Source organism: Streptomyces sp. NPDC002463 (genome assembly GCF_042889835.1).
Lineage (GTDB): Bacteria > Actinomycetota > Actinomycetes > Streptomycetales > Streptomycetaceae > Streptomyces > Streptomyces nymphaeiformis.
In genome coordinates, this window is record NZ_JBIARL010000010.1 from 127,288 (window position 1) to 150,153 (window position 22,866).

A 22,866-nucleotide genomic window follows, 5' to 3' on the forward strand; every position below is an offset into this window, starting at 1 on the left:
CCAGGGCCTGTCCGATCCTGATCCGAAAGACGGGCCCTAGCCCCGCGTCAGCGACAGCAGGTCCCGCGCCGGGCCCGACGGACGGTGGCCCGCCGGCCAGACCGCGCGGAGGTCCCGGCGGAGGAGGACCCCCTTCACCGGGATGGCGACCAGGCGGCGCGACGCCAGTTCCTCCGTGATCGCGAGCTCGCTCAGGACGGCGGGCCCTGCGCCGCTCACCGCCGCCGCCTTCACCGCGGTCGTGGAGGCGAGTTCGAGCAGCGGCTGCGCGAGCCCCCCGTGCGCGGAGAGCGCCGCGTCGAGGACCTGGCGGGTTCCCGAGCCGCGTTCCCGCAGGACCAGCGGGGTCGCGGCGAGCTCCGCCGGGTCGAGCGGGCTGCGGCGCCGGGCCCACGGGTGCGAGGGCGCGGCGACGAGCGCGAGCCGGTCGTGGGCGACGACGACCCCGTCGAGGCCGTCCGGCACGGCGAGCCCCTCGACGAAGCCGACGTCCGCCTCGCCGGCGAAGAGTCGTTCGGCGACGGCGGCGGAGTTCCCGGCCTGCAGCGACACCGCGGTGTCGGGGCGCTCCGCGTGCAGCGCGATCAGCCAGCCCGGCAGCAGGTACTCGGCGATCGTCATCGACGCGGCCACCCGCAGCCGCGAGTCCCGCCGCCCGCGCAGCGCCTGCGCGCCCGCGTCGAAGGCCTCCGCGGCCTCCACGATCCGCCGCGCCCAGTCGGTGACGAGCGCGCCCGCGTTGGTGAGCCGGGAGCCGCGCGGCGAACGGTCGAGGAGGGCCACACCGAGCTGCCGCTCCATCGAGCGGATGCGGCTGCTGGCCGCGGGCTGGGTGATCCCGACCTCGCGGGCGGCCGCGCCGAGGCTGCCGTGCCGGGCGACGGCGAGGAGCAGTTCGAGCGCGCCTAGGTCGGGCACCCGGTGGGAGAGGCCCCGGTGGAGGAGGGGGGTGGGCGTCGCGCCCGGCTCGCTGCTCATAAGGTCAGCTTATGGCCTCATAGTCACAACGTCCCTGGTGGGGGCCGTTCCGGCGCGAAACGATCGACACATGGCAAGCCTCGCACCTTCCGTCCCCGCTCTTCGCGCCACCACCCCCGGCGCCCGGGCGACCCGCTCCGTCCGCCACCTCGGACCCAACTGGTACGCCTCCGTGATGGGCACGGCCGTCGTCGCCAACGCCGGCGCCGCCCTCCCCCTCGACGTCCCCGGTCTCCGTACGGCCTGCGCCGCCGTCTGGGCCCTGTCGCTCGCGATGCTGCTCACCCTGCTCGCCGCCCGCGCCACGCACTGGGCCCGCCACCGGGACCAGGCCCGCGCCCACCTGATGGACCCGGCGACGGCGCCGTTCTACGGCTGTCTGTCGATGGCGCTGCTCGCGGTCGGCGGCGGGGCGATGATCGTGGGCCGCGACTGGATCGGGCTCCCGGCGGCCGTCGCCCTCGACACCGTCCTGTTCACCGCCGGAACGGTGATCGGCCTGGCGGCCGCGGTGGGCATCCCGTACCTCATGGTGGTGCACCACAAGATCGAGGGCGCCTCGCCGGTGTGGCTGCTGCCGGTCGTCGCCCCCATGGTCTCCGCCGCGCTCGGCCCGCTGCTCGTGCCCCATCTGCCCGCCGGGCAGGCCCAGCAGACCCTGCTGATCGGCTGCTACGCGCTGTTCGGCGTCAGCCTGCTCGCCACCCTGGTCATGCTGCCGCTGGTCTTCGGACGGCTCGTCACCGGCGGCCCGCTGCCGCTCGCGCTGACCCCGACCCTCTTCCTGGTCCTCGGCCCGCTGGGCCAGTCGACGACCGCCGCGAACAAGTTCGCCGACGCGGCCGCGGGCGTGCTGCCCGCCCCGTACGCCCATGGCTTCGCCTCCTTCGCCGTCCTCTACGGGGTGCCCGTGACGGGCTTCGCGCTGCTGTGGCTGGCGCTCGCCGGGGCGATGGTGCTGCGGGCGCGGCGGCGGGGCATGGGCTTCGCGATGACCTTCTGGGCGTTCACCTTCCCGGTCGGCACGTGTGTGACCGGCGCCGAGGGACTGGCCCGGCACACCGGTCTGGACGCCTTCCGATGGCTGGCGATCGGCCTGTACGTGCTCCTCGTGGCGGCCTGGCTGGTGGCCGGTTTCCACACCGTGCGCGGGCTGTTCAGCGGTGCGCTGCTCGCAGCGCCCAGGACAGCACCCGCGGCGCCTCGGCCAGTGACGGCCCGTACCACGTGAGCATGCGTCCGTCGACGAGGGCGGCGGCGGTCCCGGGGAAGGCCTCGGGGCCGTCGTCGCGCGTGAAGCGGTAGGGCTCGTCGGGCAGGACGACGAGGTCGGGGCGCGCAGTGCGAAGCTCGTCGAGCGGGATCCGGGGATAGCGCTCGGGGTGGCCGTCGTACAGATTCCGCACGCCGAGGCGGGCGAGCAGATCACCGGCGAAGGTGTCACACCCGAGCACCATCCAGGGCCGCCGCCAGATCGGCACGACGGCGGTGACGGACACCGGCGGCTCGGCGGCGGCGACCGGCTCCAGCGGTCCCGCGGCGCCGGCCGGCTCCGCCAGCCCGCCGGAGGCGACCGGCTCCACCGGTTCCACCGCCGCCCAGGCCTCCTCAGCCTCCACCAGCCACCGGGGCCTCGCAGGCGCCCCGCACGCCGCCAGGACCCGTTCCAGCTCCCGAAAGGCCTGGTCGAGGGTGCGGATCTCCGTGACCAGGACGTCGATTCCGGCCGCCCGCAGCGCGTCGAGGTCGGGGGCGCGGTTCTCCTCCTCGTTGGCGAGGACGAGGTCCGGCCGGAGCGTGGCGATCGCCGCGACGTCGGGGTTCTTCGTGCCGCCGACGCGGGCGACGTCGAGCCCCGCGGGGTGGCTGCACCAGTCCGTCGCACCGACGAGGAGGCCGGGCGCGGTCACGGCGACCGTCTCGGTGAGGGACGGCACGAGGGAGACGACCCTCCGCACGGTCCCCCGGACGGCCGTCATTCCACCTCGGCCTCGACGTGGTCCCCGATGGCGACGACGAGGAGGCGGGTGCCGGGCTCGGTGGCGCGCCAGCGGTGCCGTACCCCGCCGGAGAGATACAACGTGTCGCCGCGGCCGAGCCGGTGGGCGCGCCCCTCGGCCTCGACCTCGGCGGCGCCGTCGGCCACGTAGAGGAGTTCGTCGTTCCGGTGCTGGAACTCGCGCCCCGCGTCCTGCTCGCCGGTGAACTCCAGGGCGTGCAGCTGGTGGCGGCCGCGGACCAGCGCGCGGACGCCCGGGGGCATGCCCGGGGTGCGCTCCCCGGCCCGTACGACGTCGACCGTGCGGGAGGCCTCGGCGGCGGCGAGGAGTTCGCCGGCGGTGGTCTCCAGGGCCTCGGCGACGAGTTCGAGGGAGCGGCGGCTGGGGCGGGCGCGCTCGTTCTCGACCTGGCTGAGGAAGGGCACGGAGAGGCCGCTGCGGGAGGCGACGACGGCCAGGGTCAGCTGGAGCGCTCTGCGGCGCCTCTTGACGGCCGCGCCCACGCGGGGTGCTTCCTTCTCGTCCATGTCGGCTCCCTCCCTCTGCTCGTACCGGTCGGTTACCTGAACCTTACGCAGCTTTGGGTCGGGGTTTCGCGTCGTGACGAAAAGGGGTGGTCGCCGAACACGTTCGGCGACCACCCTTTTTCAGCCAGTGAGGAAGAGGCGGGTCACTGCGGGGTGAGCTTCTCCGCGAGGCCCGGGTTCCGGTCGAGCCAGGTGCGGACGGCCTGCTGCTCCTTGCCCTTGCCGGTCTCCTGGATGACGGCCTCGAGGTCCGTGAGCTGCTTCTCGGTCAGCGAGAAGTTCTTCAGCCAGGTGCCGACCTCGGGGTTCTCCGCGGCGAATCCCTTGCGGGCGAGGGTGTGGACGCCGTCGCCCTTGCCCCAGGAGCCCTTGGGGTCCTTGAGCTTCTTCAGGTCGTGGGCGGAGTAGGCCCAGTGCGGGGACCAGAGCGTGACGACGACGGGTTCCTTGCGGTCGTACGCCCGCTTCAGCTCGGCCAGCATGCCGGGCGTGGAGCCGTCGACGACCTTGTACTCGCCCTCCAGGCCGTACTCCTTGAGGACCTTGTCCTTGAGGATGCCCATCATTCCGGCGCTGGGCTCGATGCCGACGATGCGGCCCTTGAACTGCCCCGCCTTCCCCTTGAGGTCGGCGAGGGAGTCGACGCCCTTCACGTACGAGGGGACGGAGAGCTCCAGCGAGGTGGGGCCGTACCAGGAGCCGAGGTCCTCCAGCTTGTTCTGGTACTTCTTCCAGTACTGGGCGTGGGTGACGGGGAGCCAGGCGTCGGTCTGGAAGTCGAGCTGCCCGCCCGCGAGACCGGTGTAGAGGGCGCCGGCCTCCAGCTGCTTGGTCTCGACCTCGTAGCCGCGGCGCTCCAGGAGCTCCTTCCAGAGGTACGTGGAGGCGATGCCCTCGTCCCAGGGGATGTAGCCGATGCCGACCTTCTTGCCGTGGCCGCCGTTCGCACCGGAGGCGGTGGTGGAGGTCGCGCCGCCGGAGCCGCCGAGGAAGCCCATGCCGCCGGCGGCGAGGGCGAGGACGACGACGCCGACGAGGGCGGTGACGGGCTGCGGGCGGTGGGCCCACAGCTTCGCGCCGACCCGCTTCGCGCCGAGCGCGGCGCGGGCCTTGGCGGCGGCGCGGCGCCCCAGCGGGGAGACCTGACGGCCGAGCGCGCCGGTCATCCGGTCCAGGTACATGGCGAGGACGACGATGGAGACGCCGGCCTCGAAGCCGAGGCCGATGTCGACGTTGCCGATGGCGCGGTAGACGGCGCCGCCGAGCCCGCCGCCGCCGACCATGCCGGCGATGACGACCATGGAGAGGCCGAGCATGATGACCTGGTTGACGCCGGCCATGATGGTCGGCAGGGCGAGCGGCAGCTGCACGCGCAGCAGCGTGTCGCGCGGGGTGGTGCCGAACGCCTCGGCGGCCTCGACGAGTTCGCCGTCGACCTGACGGATGCCCAGCTCGGTCATGCGCACGCCCGGGGGCAGCGCGAAGACGATGGTGGCGATGATGCCGGGGACCACGCCGACGCCGAAGAAGATGATGCCGGGGATGAGGTAGACCATCGCCGGCATGGTCTGCATGAAGTCGAGGACGGGCCGCAGGACGGCGCTGACGGTCTTCGAGCGGGCCGCCCAGATGCCGAGCGGGACGGCGATCGCCAGGGTGACGAGGGTGGAGACGAGGACGAGGGAGAGCGTCGCCATGGCCTCGTCCCACAGCTGGACCGAGTCGACGAGCACGAAGCCCGCGAAGGCCAGGACACCGGCGGCGAGTCCGCGCAGCCACCAGGCGACGACGGCGAGGATGCCGGCGAAGAGCAGCGGCTGGGGTGCGGACAGGACGGCGTCGATGCCGTCGTAGAGGCCGGTGACGCCGGTGCTGATGGCGTCGAAGAGCCAGGAGAACTGGGCCTGGAGCCAGTCGACGGAGCTGTCGACCCACTGGCCGAGGGGGAGCCTAGGCATGGGCGGTCACCTCCTGGGACGCCAGTCCGCCCAGCACGGCGAGAAGCTTTTCCTTCTGTACGACTCCGAGGGCGGAGCCGCCGGAGTCCCGGACGACCACCGGGTGCGGGCCCTCGGCGGCGAGGGCGCAGAGGTCGGCGAGGAGGGTGTCGGGGCCGACGGCCGGGGCGTCCGGGGCGACGGGCCCGGTGGGCGCGGTCATGACGGCGGCGGCGGTGAGCACCCGGGAGCGGTCGACGTCCTGGATGAAGGAGGCGACGTAGTCGTCGGCGGGGCGGACGAGGATGTCCTCGGCGGTGCCGAGCTGGACGATCCTGCCGTCGCGCATGACGGCGATCCGGTCGCCGAGGCGCATGGCCTCGTTGAGGTCGTGGGTGATGAAGACGATGGTCTTCTTCAGGCGCTGCTGGAGCACGAGGAGCTGGTCCTGCATGTCGCGGCGGATCAGCGGGTCGAGCGCGCTGAAGGACTCGTCCATCAGGAGCAGGTCGGCGTCGGTGGCGAGGGCGCGGGCGAGGCCGACGCGCTGCTGCATGCCACCGGAGAGCTCGTCGGGCCAGGACTTCTCCCAGCCGGCGAGACCGCAGAGTTCGAGGGCCTCGGCGGCGCGGGTCTCGCGCTCGGCGCGGGGCACGCCCTGGACCTCCAGGCCGTAGGCGGCGTTCTCCAGGACGTTTCGGTGCGGGAAGAGCGCGAAGTGCTGGAAGACCATGCTGATCTTGGTGGAGCGGACCTCGCGCAGCTCGCGGGGGGAGAGCGCGGTGAGATCGTCGCCGTCGTAGAGGACGCGCCCCGCGGTGGGTTCGAGCAGGCCGTTGAGCATGCGGAGGAGGGTGGACTTCCCGGAGCCGGACAGACCCATCACGACGAAGATCTGGCCGGGCTCGACGCTGAAGCAGGCGTCGACGACGGCGGCGGTCGTCCCTTCGGCGCGCAGCTCCTCGCGGTCGGCGCCGTCGGCGAGCCTGCGGACGGCTTCGTCGGGTCGTCTGCCGAACACCTTGTACAGATGGTCGGCCTGGAGCCTGGACACATACACCTCACGGGTAGGAACGAAGAACGGCCCCACCACCCCCGCGCGGCTGGGCCGTGGAGCGGGCGGGGTCGGCCCGCGGGCCCGTCGCGTACGGGATTCCTTTTCGTTGAATTCCGTACCGGGTTCCGCTCCGGGCTCGCGCCTGCCCGGCTTCACAGGCTGCAAACGCAAAGGTGACGGGGGTCACCCGGGCGGGTCCGAGGCGGGGGGTGCGCGACGGCCTGTCGCTCGGAGGGCGCTGTCGGTGGGGTGCGGCATGATCGGGGGTGTGACGCGACGCCTGATGCTCCTCGACACCGCCAGCCTCTACTTCCGCGCGTACTTCGGCGTGCCGGACTCCGTCCGGGCGCCGGACGGCACCCCGGTGAACGCCGTGCGCGGGCTGCTCGACTTCATCACCCGGCTCGTCCAGGACCACCGCCCCGACGATCTGGTGGCCTGCTGGGACGAGGACTGGCGGCCGCAGTGGCGGGTCGACCTGATCCCCTCGTACAAGGCGCACCGGGTGGCCGTGGAGACGGAGACGGGCCCCGACGAGGAGGAGATCCCCGACACCCTGTCCCCGCAGGTGCCGGTGATCGAGGAGGTCCTGGCGGCGCTCGGCATCGCGCGGGTCGGGTCGGCCGGGTTCGAGGCGGACGACGTGATCGGGACGCTGACGGCGCGCGCCGGCGGACCGGTGGACATCGTCACCGGCGACCGCGACCTGTTCCAGCTGGTGGACGACGCCCGGGGCGTCCGCGTGCTCTACCCGCGCAAGGGCGTCGGCGACTGCGACCTGGTGGACGCGGAGCTGATCCGGACGAAGTACGGGGTGCGGCCCGACCAGTACGCCGACTTCGCGGCACTGCGCGGGGACGCCAGCGACGGGCTGCCCGGGGTGAAGGGCATCGGCGAGAAGACGTCCGCGCAGCTGATCACGGAGTACGGGGACCTGGCGGGCGTCCGGGCGGCGGCGGAGGACCGGACGTCGAAGCTGACGCCGGCGAAGCGGCGCGGGATCGTGGAGGCGGCCGCGTACCTGGACGTGGCGCCGACGGTGGTGCGGGTCGCCGCCGACGCACCGCTCCCGGAGTTCGACCCGGCGCTGCCGACCGCTCCCCGCGATCCGGCGGCCCTGGAGGCGCTGGTGAAGCGCTGGGGTCTGGGCGGCGCCGTGGGCCGCCTCCTGCCGGTTCTGGAGCGCTGAGCACGCGGATCTCACCGGCGGCTCTGGGCCCCACTTGCCACGGGATGCTAGCTTAGGCATACCTAAGTACGCAGAGTCAGGAGAGCCCGTCGTGGCAGAGCAGCCGGCCCGCAAGGCACCGAAGGCCACCGAAGCGCGTGTGGTGCACACCGAGCGGATCACCCCACACATGGTGCGGGTCGTGCTGGGCGGCCCCGGACTCGACGGTTTCGCGGCGGACACGTACACCGACCACTACGTGAAGCTGCTCTTCGCCCCGGAGGGCGTCTCCTACCCGGAGCCGTTCGACATGGAGCGGATCCGGGCGGAGTTCCCCCGGGAGCAGTGGCCGACGACGCGGACGTACACGGTGCGGGCCTGGGACCCGGTCCACCGCGAGCTGACCATCGACTTCGTGGTCCACGGCGACGAGGGCCTGGCGGGGCCGTGGGCGGCGCGCGCCCAGGCGGGCGAGACCGTGCGCTTCCTCGGTCCCGGCGGCGGATACGCGCCGGACGCGGCGGCGGACTGGCATCTGCTCGCGGGTGACGAGAGCGCGCTGCCGGCGATCGCGGCGGCCTTGGAGCAGCTGCCCGAGGGCGCGCGGGCGCACGCCCTGATCGAGATCGCGGACGCGGCCGAGGAGCAGAAGCTCGCCACGGCGACGGGCATAGAGGTCACCTGGCTGCACCGGGGCGACCGCCCGGCGGGCGAGGCGCTGGTCGAGGCGGTCACGGCCCTGGACTTCCCGGCGGGTGACGTGCACGCCTTCGTCCACGGCGAGGCGGGCTTCGTCAAGGAGCTGCGCCGGCACCTGCGGCTCGACCGCGGCGTACCGCGAGAGCGCATGTCGATCTCGGGCTACTGGCGCCTGGGCAAGACGGACGAGGGCTGGCGCGCGATGAAGCGCGAGTGGAACGACCAGGTGGAGCGCGAGCAGGAGAACTGAGACGAAGGGGCCCGGGGCGGCGAAAGCCCCGGGCCCCTTCGTCACTCCGCTCCCCCGCCCTCTCCCTTCGGGCCGAAGACCTGGTTCGAGGCGTCCATGTGGGCCAGGCGGCGCAGCGAGGAGAACATCGCGTCGCCGAGGACCGTGCCGACGACCGCGCTCTCGACGAACTCCTCCCGCGCCACGTGCTGCGCCACGTACTCCAGGTCGGCCCGCGCGACCTTCTCCGCCGCGTCCGCGTACGCGTCCAGGACCTCGACGAACCGGCCGTGCCCGAGATCGGCGAGCGCCACGAGGGCCACCGCGAGGGCCTCCGCCGCCGGTCCGGCCGGGTCGGCGTGCCAGCCGCGCGCCGCGATCAGCCCGGCGACCGTCTTCCGCGCCTCCTCGACGCCGTCCCCAGGCTCGCGGTCGTAGCGCGGCACCAAGGGCTTGGTCGCCGCGCCCAGCACGTTGTGCACCGACTCCTCGGGATCGTCGACCGCGACCACCACGCCCCGGATCGCCGCCACCGACAGGCCGCCCACGTCGAGGAGCGCCCGGATCAGGCGGAGCCGCCGCACATGCGTCTCTCCGTACGAAGCCTGGTTCGGGCTCGTCAGCTCACCGGCGGGCAGCAGCCCTTCCCGTACGTAGAACTTGATCGTCGGCACCGACACCCCGGTCCTGCGGCTCAACTCTCCGATGCGCACAGTGCGTTCACCTTCCAGATTCCCCTCCGGCCTTGCCGACCGACAACTCCATCATAGATAGTGGCGCTATCAGATAGCGGCGAGTACCACTATCCATACATCACGGGGGGATCCGTATGTCTTCGCCACCGCCTTCGTCACGCCCGCACACCTCGGTCACGCCACCGGCGCGGCTTCACCGCCCCCTGGTCTGGTTCTCCGTCTCGATGGCCGTCCTCGCCGTCGTCTCCGCCGTCGGCATCGTCGTCGACGACCGGATCCTGGTCGGCGTCCCCATCTGGACCAAGCCGTTCAAGTTCTCGGTCTCGTTCGTCGCCTACGGGCTCTCGCTGGCCTGGATGCTCTCGCTGCTCCCCCGCGGCCGGCGGGCCGGCTGGTGGGCCGGGACGGTGCTCACCGTCGCCAGCGTCGTCGAGATGGTGCTGATCACCCTCCAGGTGGTCCGCGGCACCCGGAGCCACTTCAACCAGGCCACCCCCTTCGACACCGCCGTCTTCCAGATCATGGGCGGCACCGTCGCCGTGCTCTGGCTGTGCGCCCTGGTCATCGCGGTGCTCCTGCTCCGCGCCCGGATCCTCGACCGGGCGACGGCCTGGGCGGTCCGGCTGTCCTCCCTGATCGCCCTGGCGGGCGCGGCCGTCGGCTTCCTGATGGTCCGCCCGACGCCGGAGCAGTTGGCCACCGACAACCCGACGATCGTCGGCGCCCACAGCGTCGGCGTCCCGGACGGCGGCCCGTCGATGCCGGTCACCGGCTGGGCGAGCAATGGCGGCGACCTGCGGATCCCGCACTTCTTCGGCATGCACGCGCTCCAGCTGCTCCCGCTGCTGCTGATCGCCCTGACCGCCCTCGCCACCCGCTTCCCCGGCCTGGTCCGTCTGGCCGACGAGCGGGTACGACTGCGCCTCACGCTCACGGCCTCGGCGGCGTACGCGGCGACCTTCGTCCTGCTGACCCGGCAGGCCCTGCGCGGTCAGGCGCTGCTCGCACCGGACGGCGCGACGCTGGCGGGCGCGGCCGCGATCGTGCTCGTGGGCGGGGCGGCAGCGGCGCTGTCCCTCCGCACCCCCAAGACCACCGCCTCCCCCTCCCTCACCGAGAAGGTGACGGCATGACCGGCTTCCTCTTCGAGCTGACGTTCTTCCTCGCGGCGCCGGTCTGGCTGCTGATGATCTTCGCGCCGCGCCGGCGGGTCACGGAACGGCTCGCGGCCTCACCGCTGACCGTCCTGCCGATCCTGGCCCTGTGGGCGGTGTTCGCCGCCCCGGTCCTGCCCGAACTGTGGGCGGCGGTCAGCAGCCCGGACATCGACGCCTTCCGCGACCTCACCGCCCTCGCGAACGGCGCGGGCGCCCTCTGGGCCCAGGTCATCGCCTGGGACCTCCTCCTCGGCCAGTGGATGTACCGCGAGTCCCGCCGGCTCTCGATCTCCCCGCTCCTGATGGCCCCGGTGCTCCTCCTGACCATCCTCCTCTCGCCGGTCGGGCTGCCCCTGTTCCTGGCCGTCCGCGCGATCCGGACGTCCAGGAGGCAGCGACAACCGTCGCTCGTACGGGCGTGACGCCCTGGGGGCGGACCACCGGCCACCGCGGGACGAGGCGGCCGCTCGGTCTACCCTGACCGGATGCCGGACATCGACCGCGCCGTGGGCGCCGTACTGGGTTCCGCCGTCGGCGACGCGCTGGGAGCTCCCTTCGAGTTCGGGCTGCCCGGTGTCTTCCGGGAGCGATTCCCCGACGGTGTCGGGGAGTTGTGCGGGGGCGGGGGCTGGGATCCGGGCGAGGCGACGGACGACACGCAGATGGCGGTCCTCGTCGGGGAGTCCCTCCTCGAACGGGGCGGCCTCGACCTGCCGGACGTCTTCGCCCGCTTCCGCCGCTGGGCGGCGGCCGACCCCAAGGACATCGGTCTGCAGACCGAGCAGGTCCTGCTGGGCGGCGCCCCCTGGGACGTCGCGGCCGCGCGCCACTTCGAGGTCAACGGGCGCGCCGCCGGGAACGGTTCGCTCATGCGGGCCTCGACCTCAGCCGTCTACTTCGCGACGCGGGGGCGGGCCGGCACGATGGAGGCCGCCCGGCGCATCGCCGCCCTGACGCATGGCGACGGCGCCGCCTGGGAGGGCACGGCGATCCTCCACGAACTGGTCCGGGTCGCCCTCCTCGGCGAGGACCCGCTCGCCGCCGTGCCCGCCACGCTGGCCGAAGTGGCCCCCGCACACCGCGAGCGCTGGGCGACCGCCCTCGCCCCCGACTGGCAGCCGTCCGACGCCACCGAGTTCAACGGGGCGGTCTGGCCCTGCCTCGGCTCTGCGGTCTGGGCACTGAGGACCACCGACTCCTTCGAGGAGGCTCTCGCCGCCGCCGTCGACCTGGGCGGCGACACCGACACGGTGGCGGCCGTGACGGGCACCCTCGCGGGCGCGGTGTACGGTCCCGGCGCCATCCCCACCCGCTGGACGCCCCTCCTCCACGTCCCCCTCCCCGGCTCCACCGACCGCGTCCTCACCGCCGAGGACCTCCGACACCTGGCCGGAGCCCTCGCCACGGCTGGACGCTGACGACTATCGGGCCGACGACCCGCCAGGTGGGCACCCGTCAGACGGCCGCCCCCTTCCGTGCCGTGAGCTGGAAGAGCCGCGCCGTGTGCATATAGGGAGCACGCGCGGTCGTGGCGAGTTCCAGGCGTTCCAGGTCCGCGTAGTACGCCGGGTCGTACTTGCGGGCGTCGTCGGTGAGGTAGTCGCAGAAGCTCCGGATGCCGTAGTGGCGAACGTCCTGGCAGTCGAGGTTCTCCAGGACCGGGATGATCTCCTCCGCCGTGTGGAGGGCCAGGTCGGAGTCGAACATCTCGTTCCGGAGCCGGTCGCCGTCCAGGGCCGCCAGGGCGGCGGCAGGGTCCAGCTCCCGGACGGCGATGTTCAGGGGCGCCGAGTGCCGGTTGATCGCCATCACGGAGAACAGCCCCCCTTCCTTCAGCGGGGCCAGCGCCGTCGCCAGGGTGTCGGGCACGTCGTCCACGTACTGCAGCAGGTTGTGGCACAGCACCACGTCGAAGCCGCCCCCGGTGATCTCCGCCGGCAGTGCGTGCACATCGGCCCGGACACAGGTCACCCGCTCCGTCAGCCCCCTCTCCGCGGCCCGCGCCTCGGCCGCGGCCAGCATGGCCGGCGCGAGGTCGGCGACGGTGACGTGGTGCCCCCGCGCGGCGAGCCTCATCGCGTCACCGCCGTCGCCGCCCGCGAGGTCGAGGATCCGCAGCGGCCCGCCCCCGGGCCCCCCGTCGAGGTGACGCATCAGGTTCGCCTCGGCGAGCGTGTAGCGGAGGCGGCCCCAGGGGGCGTCCTGCCATTCCTGCCAGGTGGCCATCGCGGTGTCGAACTTCTCGTGATCTCGAGCCATTCCGCGACGATAACGCCAGCCACGTCTCACTTCCGCGCGTGGACCGTGGCGAGGACGTCGCGGTCCGGCTGGAGGGTGAGGCTGGGGACCGGGAGGATCTCGTCCGCCGTGAGGTCCAGGTGGTAGCGGCGGGCCAGGACCGCGAGGACGAGGACCGCCTCGACGAGGGCGAAGCGGGTGCCGAGGCAGACCCGGGGGCCGCCGCCGAAGGGGAACCAGGCGTACTCGGGTATCTCCTGGGCCGGTTCGCCGTCCTGGTCGATCCACCGCTCGGGGCGGAAGGCCTCGGCATCGCCGTACCACCGGGGGTCGCGGTGGGTCGCCCACTGGCTGGACCAGACGCGGGTGCCGGCGGGCACGGGCATGCCGCGCAGGGTGGCGCCCTCCTTCGCCAGGCCGGTGAGCAGCCAGATCGTGGGGTACAGCCGGAGGGTCTCCTTGATGACCGCCTGGGTGTACGTCAGGGAGGCGTAGTCGTCGTAGCCGGGTTCGTGGTCGGCGAGGACCCGGTCGAGCTCGTCCGTGAGCGCCTCGCGGACCCGGGGGTTGCGGGAGAGCAGGTACCAGGCCCAGACGAGGGTGGAGCTCGTCGTCTCGTGGCCGCCGATGTAGAGGGTGACGGTCTCGTCCCGTATCTCCTGGTCGGAGAGCGCCGCGCCGGTCTCGTCCCTGGCGGCGAGCAGGCGGCTGAGCAGGTCGGGGCGTTCGGTCTCGCCGTCCCGGTGCTGGGACACGACGCGGGCGACCTCCGCGTCGATGACGGCGGTGGCGCGCTTGATCCGGGCGCGGCCGGGGGTGGGTACCCAGTCGGGCAGGACCGCTCCGATGCCGCTGAACTCGGCCCCGATCTCCTTCTGCGCGATGTCCATGGCCTGCCCGATGGCCTCGGCGTCCGCCGCCGTGTCGACGCCGAAGATGGTGCGGACGGCGACGAGTTGGGTGAGGGCGGCCATCTCCTTCTTGACGTCGACCCGCTGCCCGTCGCTCCACCGGTCGGCGAGAGCGACTGCGCACTCGGCCATCGTCGCCGCGTAGGAACGGACCTGCTTCGGGCGGACGGAGGGCTGCACGAGGGACCGCTTGCGCCGCCAGTCCGCGCCCTTGGAGACGATGACGCCGTTGCCCAGGAGCGTACGGAAGGCGATGCCCAGGTCGGGCTGGTCGAAGGTGCGCTCGACCTCGGTGAGGAGCTCGCCGACGGCTTCGGGGTCCGCGATGAAGAGCGAGGGCTTGGCGCCGAAGCGCCAGCGGACGAAGTCACCCCGCCCCCGCAGCTCCTCGAAGAACGCGAGGGGGTTCTTCCCGAAGGCGGGCAGGTTCCCGAGGAAGGGCACCCCCCGCGGCCCCTCGACGACAACCGGAGCTTCCGTCGAGGCCTCCTCTCCCGTCGACCGCCCCTCGCCCCGTGTCCCGGCATGCGAATGACCTGCTTGCGTGGCCATGTACGTCCCCTCCCCAACTGACCTTCCCTGCTTGCGAGTCCATGCAAGCGGAACGGCCCCGCACATGCCACCCCTGTGGACGAGCACCTGTGGACAACCTCTGTCGGCGGCATGCCAAGGGCCCGTGGCGCGCGCGCCACGGGCCCTTCGAAGACCGCCGGTCCGTCAGCCCACGGAGCTGTAGGCGACGACTCCGCGCAGCAGCGCGTCCACGGCCTTGCGGGCGTTCTTGGAGACCGTGCTGTTCTCCTTGGGCGCCGCCGCGGCGATCTGTCCGAGGACGTCGATCACCTGCTTGCACCAGCGGACGAAGTCGCCCGCGGGCATCTCCGCCTCGCGGAGCACCTCGTCGAGGCTCTTGTCGGAGGCCCACTGGTAGGCGGCCCAGGCGAAGCCGAGGTCGGGCTCGCGCTGACCGACGCCCTCCGCCTGGTTGATCTTGAACTCCTCTTCGAGGGCGTCGAGCCGGCCCCAGATCCGGACCATCTCGCCGAGCGCCGCCTTGGCGTTGCCCGTGGGCAGCTTGGGCGCGACGGCGTCGTCGGCCTGCCGCGCCTCGAACACCAACGCCGAGACGCAGGCCGCGAGTTCGGCCGGGGTGAGCCCCTCCCAGACGCGATCCCGGAGGCATTCGCTCGCCAGCAGGTCGAGCTCGCCGTAGAGCCGGGCGAGCCGCTTGCCGTTGTCGGTGACCTCGTCACCGCGCAGGTAGTCGAGCTCGGTGAGGAGCGCGACGATCCGGTCGAAGGTGCGGGCGATGGTGTTGGTGCGGCCCTCGATGCGCCGCTCCAGCTGCTGGGTGTCGCGCTGGAGGCGGTGGTAGCGCTCGGCCCAGCGGGCGTGGTCCTCGCGCTCGTCGCAGCCGTGGCAGGGGTGCGCGCGGATCTCGGTGCGCAGCCGGGCGATCTCGCGGTCGTCGGCGGCGGCGGCGCGCTGCCGCCGGTGGCGCTCGGGGTTGATGTGCCCGGCCTTGCTCCGCAGGGCGGAGGCGAGGTCACGGCGGGACTGCGGGGAGCGCGGGTTGAAGGACTTGGGGATCCTCATGCGCTCCAGCGCCTCGACCGGGACCGGGAAGTCGATGGAGGCGAGCCTCTTGACCTGCCGCTCGGCGGTGAGGACGAGGGGGCGCGGTCCGTCGTGGTGCTCGAAGCCGCGGTGGCCGTTGGTGCGGCCGGCCGGGATGCCGGGGTCTAGGACCAGGGCGAGGCCCGCGAACTTGCCGGTGGGGACGTGGATGACGTCGCCGGGCTTGAGCTTCTCCAGGGAGCTGGCGGCCTGGGCGCGGCGCTGGGCGGCGCCCTGCCGGGCCAGCTCGGTCTCGCGGTCCTTGAGGTCGCGGCGGAGCCGCGCGTACTCCTCGAAGTCCCCGAGGTGGCAGGTCATGCCCTCGCGGTAGCCCTGGAGTCCCTCCTCGTTCCGCTGGACCTGGCGCGAGATGCCCACGACGGAGCGGTCGGCCTGGAACTGGGCGAAGGACGTCTCCAGGAGCTCGCGCGAGCGGTGCCGGCCGAACTGGTCGACGAGGTTGACCGCCATGTTGTACGAGGGCTTGAAGCTGGAGCGCAGGGGGTACGTGCGCGTGCCGGCGAGTCCGGCGAGGTGGGCGGGGTCGAGTCCGCGCTGCCAGAGGACGACGGCGTGGCCCTCGACGTCGATGCCGCGGCGGCCGGCACGGCCGGTGAGCTGGGTGTACTCGCCGGGGGTGATGTCCGCGTGCTGCTCGCCGTTCCACTTGACGAGCTTCTCGAGGATGACCGTGCGCGCGGGCATGTTGATGCCGAGGGCGAGGGTCTCGGTGGCGAAGACGGCCTTGACGAGGCCGCGGACGAAGAGCTCCTCGACGACCTCCTTGAAGGTCGGGAGCATGCCGGCGTGGTGGGCGGCGATGCCCCGCTCCAGGGCTTCGAGCCACTCGTAGTAGCCGAGGACGTGGAGGTCCTCGGTGGGGATCGCGGCCGTGCGGGCCTCGACGATCTCGCGGACGCGCAGGCGTGCGTCGTCGTCGTTGAGCCGGAGTCCGGCGTAGAGGCACTGCTGGACGGCGGCCTCGCAGCCGGCGCGGCTGAAGATGAAGGTGATGGCGGGCAGGAGGCCCTCGGCGTCGAGGCGCTCGATGACCTCGGGCCGGCCGGGGGTCCAGATCCGGGAGCGCTGGCGGCGCTCGCGCTCGCGGTCGGCCTCGCGGACCATCTTGCCGCGCCGCCGGTCGCGCGGGTTGTACGTGCGCGTGTTCTCGGTGCGGGCGAGACGGAGGAGGTCGGGGTTGACCTCGCGCCGGGACGCTCCGCGGCCGCCGTGGTCGGTCTCCTCCTCGAAGAGGTCGTACATCCGGCGTCCGGCGAGGACGTGCTGCCAGAGGGGTACGGGGCGGCTCTCCGAGACGATGACCTCGGTGTCGCCTCGGACGGTGTCCAGCCAGTCGCCGAACTCCTCGGCGTTGGACACGGTCGCGGAGAGCGACACGAGGGTGACGGACTCGGGGAGGTGGATGATCACTTCCTCCCAGACGGCGCCGCGGAAGCGGTCCGAGAGGTAGTGGACCTCGTCCATCACGACGTATCCGAGGCCGGAGAGGGCCTGGGAGCCCGCGTACAGCATGTTGCGGAGGACTTCGGTGGTCATGACGACGATCGGGGCGTCGCCGTTGACGCTGTTGTCACCGGTGAGCAGACCGACCTTGTCGGCGCCGTACCGCTTGACGAGGTCGGCGTACTTCTGGTTCGACAGCGCCTTGATGGGGGTCGTGTAGAAGCACTTGCGGCCCTGGGCGAGGGCGAGGTGGACGGCGAACTCGCCGACGATGGTCTTGCCGGAGCCCGTGGGCGCGGCGACGAGCACGCCCTTTCCCGCTTCGAGCGCCTGGCACGCCTCGATCTGGAAGGGGTCCAGGCCGAAGTCGTACAGCTCGCGGAAGGGTGCCAGTGCGGTGCGCTGCTCGGCGTTGCGGGCGCGGGCGGCCGCGTACGCCTCGGCTGGTGTGAGGTCCTCTGTCATCTTGCTGTCGAGCCTACCCGCCACCTGTGACAGTGACGCGATCTTTATCGAGGGGATACGGAGGGCTCGGTTCCGGGACGTGCCGAGGGGCCCCGGGATGCGCCGAGGGGCCCCGGACCGGGTCCGGGGCCCCTCGGCGATCGGATGATGCCGTCTACGCGATCACGTGATGTCGTCGTAGCCGTTGAGCCGCTGCGCGCTCGCACCGTGCTCGCCGGTGGCCTGCTCGGGCAGGGCACCGGCCGCGCTCACGGGCTCGACGGCCCCGACGGCCTCGGGGGTCAGGTCGAGCGAGGAGGCCTCGTCGTCGTCCAGCTCGGCGTCCGGGTTGGCGCGCTTGCGCCGCCGGTCGTTGAGGAGGGAGAACCCGACGGCCCCGAAGTACAGGATGGAGATGGGTCCGGCGAGGGCGAGCATGCCGACGGGGTCGGTGGTCGGGGTGATCACGGCGCCGAAGACGAAGACGCCCATGATCACGCCGCGCCACCAGCGCGCCATCCTGCGGCCGGAGAGGACGCCGGTGAGGTTGAGCATCACCAGGACGAGCGGGAGCTCGAAGGCGAGGCCGAAGACGAGCACCATGCGCAGGGTGAAGTCGAGGACGTCGCCGAGCGACAGGATGTTCGCCGAGCCCTCGGGCGTGAGGCTGATGAGGACCTTCACGCTGACGGGGAGGATGAGGTACGCCAGGTAGGCGCCGGCGGCGAACAGCGGCACGGCCGCGCCGACGAACGCGTACGTGTACTTCTTCTCGTTCTTGTGCAGGCCCGGCGCGACGAAGGCCCACAGCTGGTAGAGCCAGACGGGGCTGGCGACGACGAGACCCGCCGTCAGGGACAGCTGGATCGTCGTGCTGAAGGGGGCCATCAGCGTGTTGAAGGAGACGATCGCGCAGTTGCCGCCGTTGCTGTTGACGCCCGGTGCGCAGGTGGGCACCGACCTCGTCAGGAACTGCATGAGCTCCTCGCTGTACACGAGGGCCACGATCGTCACCGCTGTGATGGCGAGGAGACCCTTCGCCAGTCGGTTGCGGAGTTCACGCAGGTGCTCCACGAGGGGCATCCGGCCCTCGGGATCCTTGACCTGCTTGCGGGCAGACTTGGGCAACCCACGTCCTCATCTCGTGCGGCCGGCCGCCGCACGGTGCGGCGGCCGCGGCGGACCGGGTCAGCGCTTGGTGGTGTCCGAGGGCTCGGTCACGGGACGCGCGCTGGTCACGTCGCCGGGAGCGGCCTGGATGGTGCGCGGGGCGGGCTCCTGCGCGCCGGTACCGGCGTGCGGCGGGTCGGCGGGGGCGCTCTGCTGGTCGTCCGCCTTCATCGCCTTGGCCTCGCTCTTGAGGATGCGGGCCGACTTGCCCAGCGAGCGCGCCATGTCCGGGAGCTTCTTGGCGCCGAACAGCAGGATGACGACGACGAGGATGAGAATGATCTCGGTGGGGCCGAGCCTACCCATAGCTGTTTACCTTCTTCACCGAGGCGACAGGGAGTACGTGCCCGGCGGGTCGGACATGCGTCCGGCCACCGCGCTGCCAGCGATCGTAACCCGCAGGAGTAAACGCGGGGCAATGCCCCTGCGTACTCCGGATTGCGTCGCACCGCAGCCGACCGAAGCCGCTTCGTGCAGCGTACGGCACGGACTCAGCGGAGCGTCTCGCCGGTTCGGGCGAGGCCGACGGCGGCGGTCTCTAGCTCTTCGGCGGCCGACTGGATCCGTTGTGTGGTGTGGGCCACTTGACGGCCGAGGCGCTGGACCTCCAGGAACACCTTGACGGCGAGGACGCCGAGGACGGCGATGCCGAGGAAACCGAGTGCGACGGCGAGCATGGGCCAGAACATGTGCTGAGCCTAGACCTCGGGCAGGTGGGGGTCGTTCAGACGGTGGTGTGCAGGCGGAGGGTGCGGACGCCGCCGCCGGTGAGGAGTTCGACGATGCGCTCGCCCGCGGGCTTGCGGACGGAGCTGCCGCACTCGGGACAGGTGAAGGAGTAGAAGGTGGTGCGGCGGCTCGCGCCGATGGCGAGGCGCAGGGCGCTCGCGGAGAGTTCGAAGCGCGAGCGGCAGTCGGGGCAGGCGGCCTTGAAGAGGACCGGGGCCATGGTCGCCGCGAAACCGTGCATCACGGACATCTCCCTCATCTCTCTCGACTCTGGCATCACGTCAGTAACAGCGTCCGCCGGGCGGGGAACGTCACACGCGTGCGTACGCGCCGACGTCACACGCCTTCGTACGCCGCGAGCGCCGCCGCGGCGGCCGTCCGCGCGCTGTCGGCCAGCTCCGCCGGCGCGACGATCCGCCCGTCGCTGCCCAGGCGCAGTGCGAGGCGGCGCAGCGAGGCCGGGTCCGGCGTCCGCAGCGTGATCCGCAGTCCGCCGTCCTGCAGCTCCTCGGCCCGGTCGTGCGGGTAGTACTCGGCGACCCAGCGCCCACCGGGCCCCACCTCGACCACGACCTCCGGGTCGTCGGCGGACGGCTGCACCAAGCCCTCGGAGAGGTCCCGCAGCTCCAGCTCCGGCGGCGCCGCGTGCTCGTCGAGGATCCGGATCTCCACGACCCGGTCGAGCCGGAAGGTGCGGCGCGCCTCGGAGAGCCGGCACCACGCCTCCATGTAGGTGTGGCCGACGGCGAAGAGCCGGATCGGGTCGACCTCGCGCTCGGTGAGCTCGTCGCGCGCGGGCGAGTAGTAGCGCACCCAGAGCCGCTTGCGCTCCGAGATGGCCCGGTCGACCTCGGCGAAGACCCCGCCCTCGGACTCGAAGGTCACGGAGAGCCGGGCGCTGGCCCCGGCGGCCTCGCCGGCCGCCGCCTCCAGCTTGGCGGTGGCGCGCAGGAGGGCGTCCCGGTCGCTCTCGCGGAGTCCCGGCAGGGTGGCGACGGCCCGGGCGGCGACGAGCAGCGCGGTGGCCTCGTCGGCGGCGAGCCGCAGCGGCTCGGCGACGTCGTCGGGGTTGTGCCACCAGATCCGGTCGCCGTCGGTGTCGATGTCGAGGAGGTCGCCGCCCCGGAAGCTGGTGCCGCACATGGGCAGCACGTCCAGGTCGGAGATCAGCTCGTCCTCGGTGATCCCGAAGGCGCGCGCCACGTCGGCGACGTGGGCGCCGGGGCGCTCGCGGAGATAGGTGACGAGGGAGAGCATCCGCCTCGTCTGGTCGATCGCGTTGGCAGCCATGCGGTACGTCTCCCCCTCAGCCCTTGGCCACGGCGCGCAGCCGCTCCACCACATCGGCCCGCAGATCGGCCGGTTCCAGTACGACGACGTCGGGGCCGAACTCGACGAGCCAGGCGTCGAGCCCGTGCCCGTACGGGATCTCCAGCTCGTCCCAGCCGTCGCGGCCCTCGGTCACGGCCTGGGCGCGGGCCCGCAGCGGGTAGCCGCAGCCGGCGCGGAGCCGGATCCGGGCGGAGCGGGTGGCGGTCTCGCCGGCCCAGCTCTCGACGGTCTCGCGGACGGTCACGACGTCGGGGACGGGCGCGGTGAAGGCGCCGGCCCGCGAGCGGACCTTTCCGGTGATGCGGGAGAGCCGGAAGACGCGCTCGGCACCGCGGTCGCGGTCCCAGCCGGCCAGGTACCAGTGGCCGCGCCAGCACTCCAGGGTCCAGGGCTCGACGTGGCGGGTCTCGGGGCGCGCGGCGTTGGCCTTGCGGTAGTCGAAGACGACGGGCCGGCGGTCGCGGCAGGCCAGCATGAGAGGCTCGAAGGCGGCCTCGTGGACCGGGATGCGCGGTTCGAGGGCGCTGGGCTGGGTGTCGTACGAGTCCTCGGCCTCGGGCATGCCGGCGGCGCGGAGCTTCTGGAGCGCGCCGCTGGCGGCTCCGGCGAGGCGGGCCTGCTGCCAGACCTTGGCGGCGAGGCCGAGCGCGGCGGCCTCCTCGGCGTCGAGGGTGATCGGCGGCAGCCGGTTGGAGTCGCGGCGGGCGAGGTATCCGGTCTCGCCCTCCAGGTTCTCGACGGTCTCGATGACCAGGCCGAGCTCGCGGAGGTCGTCCTTGTCACGCTCGAACATGCGGTTGAAGGCGTCGTCCCCGCTCGCCTCCATGTAGGCCTCGATGGAGCCGCGGAGCTCCCGCTTGCTCAGCGGGCGGCGCGTCCCGAGCAGGCACAGCGCGAGATTCATCAGCCGCTCGGACTTGGCAATCGCCATCGACGCCCCGCACCCTTCCGCCGGTTCCACTTCTCGGACGTCCGACCGTACCGCCACCGGGGTGTCGGGACCAAAGCCGAGGGCCCCCGCCGCGAACGGCGGGGGCCCTCGGAGGGACCTCGATCAGGTCAGCCCTGCACGGCCACGAGGTCGCAGACGAAGATCAGCGTCTCGCCCGGGGCGATCGCGCTGCCGGCGCCACGGTCGCCGTACGCCATGTGCGCGGGGATGATCAGCTGGCGGCGGCCGCCGACCTTCATGCCCTGCACGCCCTTGTCCCAGCCCTCGATGACCTGGCCGACGCCGAGCTTGAACCCGAGCGCGCTGCCGCGGTTCCAGGAGGCGTCGAACTCCTCGCCGGTGGAGAAGGCCACGCCCACGTAGTGGACCTGCACGAACTGGCCGGCCTTGGCGACCTCGCCGTCGCCCTCCCAGAGGTCCTTGATCTCCAGGTCCTTCGGCGGCTCGCCACCCGGGAAGTCGATCTCGGGCTTCTCGATGCTCACTGAACTGCTCCTCAAACCGATGAACTGCGCGACGACGAGTCGCGCGAACGGGACAGTCTTACATCTTCGCCAGGATGTCGACGGCGAAGACCAGCGTGGAGTTCTTCGGGATGCCCTGCTTCTCCTCGTTGCCGAAGGCCTCCGACGGCGGGGCGACGATCAGGACGCGGCTGCCGATCTTCTTGCCGACGAGACCGTTCTTGAGGCCCTTCAGCGTCAGCTGCGGGAGCGGGAAGTTCGCGGGCTTGCCCGTGGTGTAGGTCGAGTCGAAGACCTTGCCGTCCTTCCACAGGGCGGCGACGTAGTTCACGACGACCGTGTCGGTGGCCTTGACGGCCTCGCCGTTCGCCTCGAGCACGTAGTTCGAGACGAGCTTGGTCGGCGGGTCGGTCTTCGGGACCGTCAGCGAGGGGGCCTTGCCGTCGGTGTTCGTCCCGACCTTCGGCAGGTCCTTGTCGTCCTGGGCGACCGGGGTGCCCGTGGCGGACTTCGGGATCGTCACGGCCTTCAGGATGTCCACGACGAAGACGAGGGTGGCGTTGGGCTTGATGTCGCCCTGGCCCTGCGCGCCGTAACCGAGCTCCGGCGGGATGCCGACCTCGATGCGGCTGCCGACCTTCTGGCCCTCCAGGGCCTGGTCCCAGCCCTTGATGACCTGACCGGCGCCCAGCGTGAGGTCGAAGGGCTGGCCGCGGTCGAAGCTGTTGTCGAAGGGGGTGGTGGAGTCCCAGGCCTGCCCCAGGTAGTTCACCTGGAGGGCGTCGCCCTTCTTCGTCACCGCGCCCGTGCCCTCGCTGATGACGTTGACCTTCAGTTCCTTGGGCGGGTCGCCCTCGCCCTTGGCGAGGGTCGGCTTCTCCCCGAACTTCTCCCCTGCCGTGATGGCGGGCAGTCCGTTCTTCATCGAGGCGGAATCGGAGCCCCCGTCGCTGCCGCAGGCCGCTGTGGAGAGCAGCAGCAGCGGGACGACGAGAAGGCCGGCAAGTCGGCGCACGTGTTCCTCAGATCTCAGACGGCACAGTAGTTGTGCCGACACTCTAGGCGTTCCTCCTGTCACGTCGAGAGCCCCGCACGTCG

Annotated in this window: 23 protein-coding genes; 6 read left to right on the forward strand and 17 right to left on the reverse strand. The window is 72.3% G+C overall.

The window, feature by feature from the left end; translation table 11 throughout:
• Nucleotides 1–36 precede the first annotated feature (36 nt).
• Nucleotides 37–978 carry a LysR family transcriptional regulator gene (locus ACFYX3_RS21290; protein ID WP_389015526.1) on the reverse strand — a complete coding sequence of 314 codons (942 nt, stop codon included), beginning with the start codon at nucleotides 976–978 and terminating at the stop codon, nucleotides 37–39.
• 70 nt (nucleotides 979–1,048) lie between these two features.
• Between ACFYX3_RS21290 and ACFYX3_RS21295 the strand changes: the two genes are divergently transcribed.
• Nucleotides 1,049–2,209 carry a TDT family transporter gene (locus ACFYX3_RS21295; protein WP_389015529.1) on the forward strand — a complete coding sequence of 387 codons (1,161 nt, stop codon included), beginning with the start codon at nucleotides 1,049–1,051 and terminating at the stop codon, nucleotides 2,207–2,209.
• Here the strand turns inward: ACFYX3_RS21295 and ACFYX3_RS21300 are convergent.
• The 4 genes from ACFYX3_RS21300 to ACFYX3_RS21315 form a co-directional block, all read right to left on the reverse strand.
• Nucleotides 2,136–2,957, reverse strand: a complete 822-nt coding sequence (locus ACFYX3_RS21300) for a helical backbone metal receptor (protein WP_389015532.1) — start codon at nucleotides 2,955–2,957, stop codon at nucleotides 2,136–2,138. The genes ACFYX3_RS21295 and ACFYX3_RS21300 overlap by 74 nt on opposite strands.
• Nucleotides 2,954–3,505 (reverse strand): helix-turn-helix domain-containing protein, encoded by a 552-nt coding sequence (locus ACFYX3_RS21305; protein WP_116161910.1) that lies wholly within the window; start codon nucleotides 3,503–3,505, stop codon nucleotides 2,954–2,956. Before ACFYX3_RS21305 ends, ACFYX3_RS21300 begins: the two co-directional genes overlap by 4 nt.
• 143 nt (nucleotides 3,506–3,648) lie before the next feature.
• Nucleotides 3,649–5,463, reverse strand: a complete 1,815-nt coding sequence (locus ACFYX3_RS21310) for an ABC transporter permease/substrate binding protein (protein ID WP_389015536.1) — start codon at nucleotides 5,461–5,463, stop codon at nucleotides 3,649–3,651.
• The gene (locus ACFYX3_RS21315) at nucleotides 5,456–6,496 is read right to left on the reverse strand and encodes a glycine betaine/L-proline ABC transporter ATP-binding protein (RefSeq protein WP_389015539.1); all 1,041 of its coding nucleotides are present in this window, start codon (nucleotides 6,494–6,496) and stop codon (nucleotides 5,456–5,458) included. Before ACFYX3_RS21315 ends, ACFYX3_RS21310 begins: the two co-directional genes overlap by 8 nt.
• 259 nt (nucleotides 6,497–6,755) lie before the next feature.
• On the opposite strand from ACFYX3_RS21315, the gene ACFYX3_RS21320 reads away from it, so the two are divergent.
• Nucleotides 6,756–7,688 carry a 5'-3' exonuclease H3TH domain-containing protein gene (locus tag ACFYX3_RS21320; RefSeq protein WP_389015542.1) on the forward strand — a complete coding sequence of 311 codons (933 nt, stop codon included), beginning with the start codon at nucleotides 6,756–6,758 and terminating at the stop codon, nucleotides 7,686–7,688.
• A gap of 91 nt (nucleotides 7,689–7,779) precedes the next feature.
• On the forward strand, nucleotides 7,780–8,616 hold the full coding sequence (locus tag ACFYX3_RS21325; RefSeq protein ID WP_389015545.1) for a siderophore-interacting protein: 837 nt from the start codon (nucleotides 7,780–7,782) through the stop codon (nucleotides 8,614–8,616).
• A 41-nt stretch (nucleotides 8,617–8,657) separates the two neighbouring features.
• Here the strand turns inward: ACFYX3_RS21325 and ACFYX3_RS21330 are convergent, their stop codons facing one another.
• A complete protein-coding gene (locus ACFYX3_RS21330; RefSeq protein WP_389015548.1) occupies nucleotides 8,658–9,308 on the reverse strand; it encodes a MerR family transcriptional regulator in 651 nt (216 codons plus the stop codon).
• A gap of 206 nt (nucleotides 9,309–9,514) precedes the next feature.
• Here ACFYX3_RS21330 and ACFYX3_RS21335 point away from each other — a divergent pair, with 206 nt between their 5' ends.
• The 3 genes from ACFYX3_RS21335 (at nucleotide 9,515) to ACFYX3_RS21345 (ending at nucleotide 11,865) form a co-directional block, all read left to right on the forward strand.
• A complete protein-coding gene (locus ACFYX3_RS21335; protein WP_389015961.1) occupies nucleotides 9,515–10,423 on the forward strand; it encodes a hypothetical protein in 909 nt (302 codons plus the stop codon).
• Complete coding sequence (locus tag ACFYX3_RS21340; protein ID WP_389015551.1) at nucleotides 10,420–10,869, forward strand: ABA4-like family protein; 450 nt, start codon at nucleotides 10,420–10,422, stop codon at nucleotides 10,867–10,869. Before ACFYX3_RS21335 ends, ACFYX3_RS21340 begins: the two co-directional genes overlap by 4 nt.
• 63 nt (nucleotides 10,870–10,932) lie before the next feature.
• Nucleotides 10,933–11,865 carry an ADP-ribosylglycohydrolase family protein gene (locus tag ACFYX3_RS21345; protein WP_389015554.1) on the forward strand — a complete coding sequence of 311 codons (933 nt, stop codon included), beginning with the start codon at nucleotides 10,933–10,935 and terminating at the stop codon, nucleotides 11,863–11,865.
• A 37-nt stretch (nucleotides 11,866–11,902) separates the two neighbouring features.
• Here ACFYX3_RS21345 and ACFYX3_RS21350 read toward each other — a convergent pair whose 3' ends face one another.
• From ACFYX3_RS21350 to ACFYX3_RS21400, 11 genes are all read right to left on the reverse strand, one after another.
• On the reverse strand, nucleotides 11,903–12,706 hold the full coding sequence (locus ACFYX3_RS21350; protein ID WP_389015557.1) for a class I SAM-dependent methyltransferase: 804 nt from the start codon (nucleotides 12,704–12,706) through the stop codon (nucleotides 11,903–11,905).
• Nucleotides 12,707–12,732: 26 nt separating this feature from the next.
• Nucleotides 12,733–14,148, reverse strand: coding sequence for a cytochrome P450 (locus ACFYX3_RS21355; protein ID WP_376592101.1), 1,416 nt, complete (start codon nucleotides 14,146–14,148; stop codon nucleotides 12,733–12,735).
• A gap of 165 nt (nucleotides 14,149–14,313) precedes the next feature.
• Nucleotides 14,314–17,142 (reverse strand): DEAD/DEAH box helicase, encoded by a 2,829-nt coding sequence (locus ACFYX3_RS21360; protein WP_389015562.1) that lies wholly within the window; start codon nucleotides 17,140–17,142, stop codon nucleotides 14,314–14,316.
• A 162-nt stretch (nucleotides 17,143–17,304) separates the two neighbouring features.
• Nucleotides 17,305–18,204: a twin-arginine translocase subunit TatC gene (gene tatC / locus ACFYX3_RS21365; protein WP_389015964.1), complete on the reverse strand. Its 900-nt coding sequence runs from the start codon at nucleotides 18,202–18,204 to the stop codon at nucleotides 17,305–17,307.
• Nucleotides 18,205–18,309: 105 nt separating this feature from the next.
• Entirely contained in the window at nucleotides 18,310–18,597 is a 288-nt protein-coding gene (gene tatA, locus ACFYX3_RS21370) for a Sec-independent protein translocase subunit TatA (protein WP_389015565.1), read from the reverse strand.
• Nucleotides 18,598–18,782: 185 nt separating this feature from the next.
• Nucleotides 18,783–18,980 (reverse strand): hypothetical protein, encoded by a 198-nt coding sequence (locus ACFYX3_RS21375; RefSeq protein WP_376592105.1) that lies wholly within the window; start codon nucleotides 18,978–18,980, stop codon nucleotides 18,783–18,785.
• A 35-nt stretch (nucleotides 18,981–19,015) separates the two neighbouring features.
• A complete protein-coding gene (locus ACFYX3_RS21380) occupies nucleotides 19,016–19,279 on the reverse strand; it encodes a hypothetical protein (protein WP_116161897.1) in 264 nt (87 codons plus the stop codon).
• A 77-nt stretch (nucleotides 19,280–19,356) separates the two neighbouring features.
• Entirely contained in the window at nucleotides 19,357–20,310 is a 954-nt protein-coding gene (locus ACFYX3_RS21385) for a helix-turn-helix transcriptional regulator (RefSeq protein WP_376592107.1), read from the reverse strand.
• Between the two features lie 16 nt (nucleotides 20,311–20,326).
• Nucleotides 20,327–21,283: a helix-turn-helix transcriptional regulator gene (locus ACFYX3_RS21390; protein WP_389015569.1), complete on the reverse strand. Its 957-nt coding sequence runs from the start codon at nucleotides 21,281–21,283 to the stop codon at nucleotides 20,327–20,329.
• Between the two features lie 128 nt (nucleotides 21,284–21,411).
• Nucleotides 21,412–21,789, reverse strand: a complete 378-nt coding sequence (locus tag ACFYX3_RS21395) for an FKBP-type peptidyl-prolyl cis-trans isomerase (protein WP_382660298.1) — start codon at nucleotides 21,787–21,789, stop codon at nucleotides 21,412–21,414.
• 58 nt (nucleotides 21,790–21,847) lie between these two features.
• Nucleotides 21,848–22,783: an FKBP-type peptidyl-prolyl cis-trans isomerase gene (locus ACFYX3_RS21400; protein ID WP_352024547.1), complete on the reverse strand. Its 936-nt coding sequence runs from the start codon at nucleotides 22,781–22,783 to the stop codon at nucleotides 21,848–21,850.
• Between the last annotated feature and the right edge of the window lie 83 nt (nucleotides 22,784–22,866).

Excerpts from the sequence above, each read along its gene's own strand:
- ACFYX3_RS21310 (WP_389015536.1), bottom strand. The coding sequence starts at position 5,463 with ATGCCTAGGCTCCCCCTCGGCCAGTGGGTCGACAGCTCCGTCGACTGG.
- ACFYX3_RS21355 (WP_376592101.1), bottom strand. The coding sequence starts at position 14,148 with ATGGCCACGCAAGCAGGTCATTCGCATGCCGGGACACGGGGCGAGGGG.
- ACFYX3_RS21375 (WP_376592105.1), bottom strand. The coding sequence starts at position 18,980 with ATGTTCTGGCCCATGCTCGCCGTCGCACTCGGTTTCCTCGGCATCGCC.
- ACFYX3_RS21295 (WP_389015529.1), top strand. The coding sequence starts at position 1,049 with ATGGCAAGCCTCGCACCTTCCGTCCCCGCTCTTCGCGCCACCACCCCC.
- ACFYX3_RS21360 (WP_389015562.1), bottom strand. The coding sequence starts at position 17,142 with ATGACAGAGGACCTCACACCAGCCGAGGCGTACGCGGCCGCCCGCGCC.
- ACFYX3_RS21390 (WP_389015569.1), bottom strand. The coding sequence starts at position 21,283 with ATGGCGATTGCCAAGTCCGAGCGGCTGATGAATCTCGCGCTGTGCCTG.
- tatA (WP_389015565.1), bottom strand. The coding sequence starts at position 18,597 with ATGGGTAGGCTCGGCCCCACCGAGATCATTCTCATCCTCGTCGTCGTC.
- ACFYX3_RS21290 (WP_389015526.1), bottom strand. The coding sequence starts at position 978 with ATGAGCAGCGAGCCGGGCGCGACGCCCACCCCCCTCCTCCACCGGGGC.
- ACFYX3_RS21340 (WP_389015551.1), top strand. The coding sequence starts at position 10,420 with ATGACCGGCTTCCTCTTCGAGCTGACGTTCTTCCTCGCGGCGCCGGTC.
- ACFYX3_RS21320 (WP_389015542.1), top strand. The coding sequence starts at position 6,756 with ATGATCGGGGGTGTGACGCGACGCCTGATGCTCCTCGACACCGCCAGC.
- tatC (WP_389015964.1), bottom strand. The coding sequence starts at position 18,204 with ATGCCCCTCGTGGAGCACCTGCGTGAACTCCGCAACCGACTGGCGAAG.
- ACFYX3_RS21380 (WP_116161897.1), bottom strand. The coding sequence starts at position 19,279 with ATGAGGGAGATGTCCGTGATGCACGGTTTCGCGGCGACCATGGCCCCG.
- ACFYX3_RS21305 (WP_116161910.1), bottom strand. The coding sequence starts at position 3,505 with ATGGACGAGAAGGAAGCACCCCGCGTGGGCGCGGCCGTCAAGAGGCGC.
- ACFYX3_RS21350 (WP_389015557.1), bottom strand. The coding sequence starts at position 12,706 with ATGGCTCGAGATCACGAGAAGTTCGACACCGCGATGGCCACCTGGCAG.
- ACFYX3_RS21345 (WP_389015554.1), top strand. The coding sequence starts at position 10,933 with ATGCCGGACATCGACCGCGCCGTGGGCGCCGTACTGGGTTCCGCCGTC.
- ACFYX3_RS21300 (WP_389015532.1), bottom strand. The coding sequence starts at position 2,957 with ATGACGGCCGTCCGGGGGACCGTGCGGAGGGTCGTCTCCCTCGTGCCG.
- ACFYX3_RS21385 (WP_376592107.1), bottom strand. The coding sequence starts at position 20,310 with ATGGCTGCCAACGCGATCGACCAGACGAGGCGGATGCTCTCCCTCGTC.
- ACFYX3_RS21335 (WP_389015961.1), top strand. The coding sequence starts at position 9,515 with ATGGCCGTCCTCGCCGTCGTCTCCGCCGTCGGCATCGTCGTCGACGAC.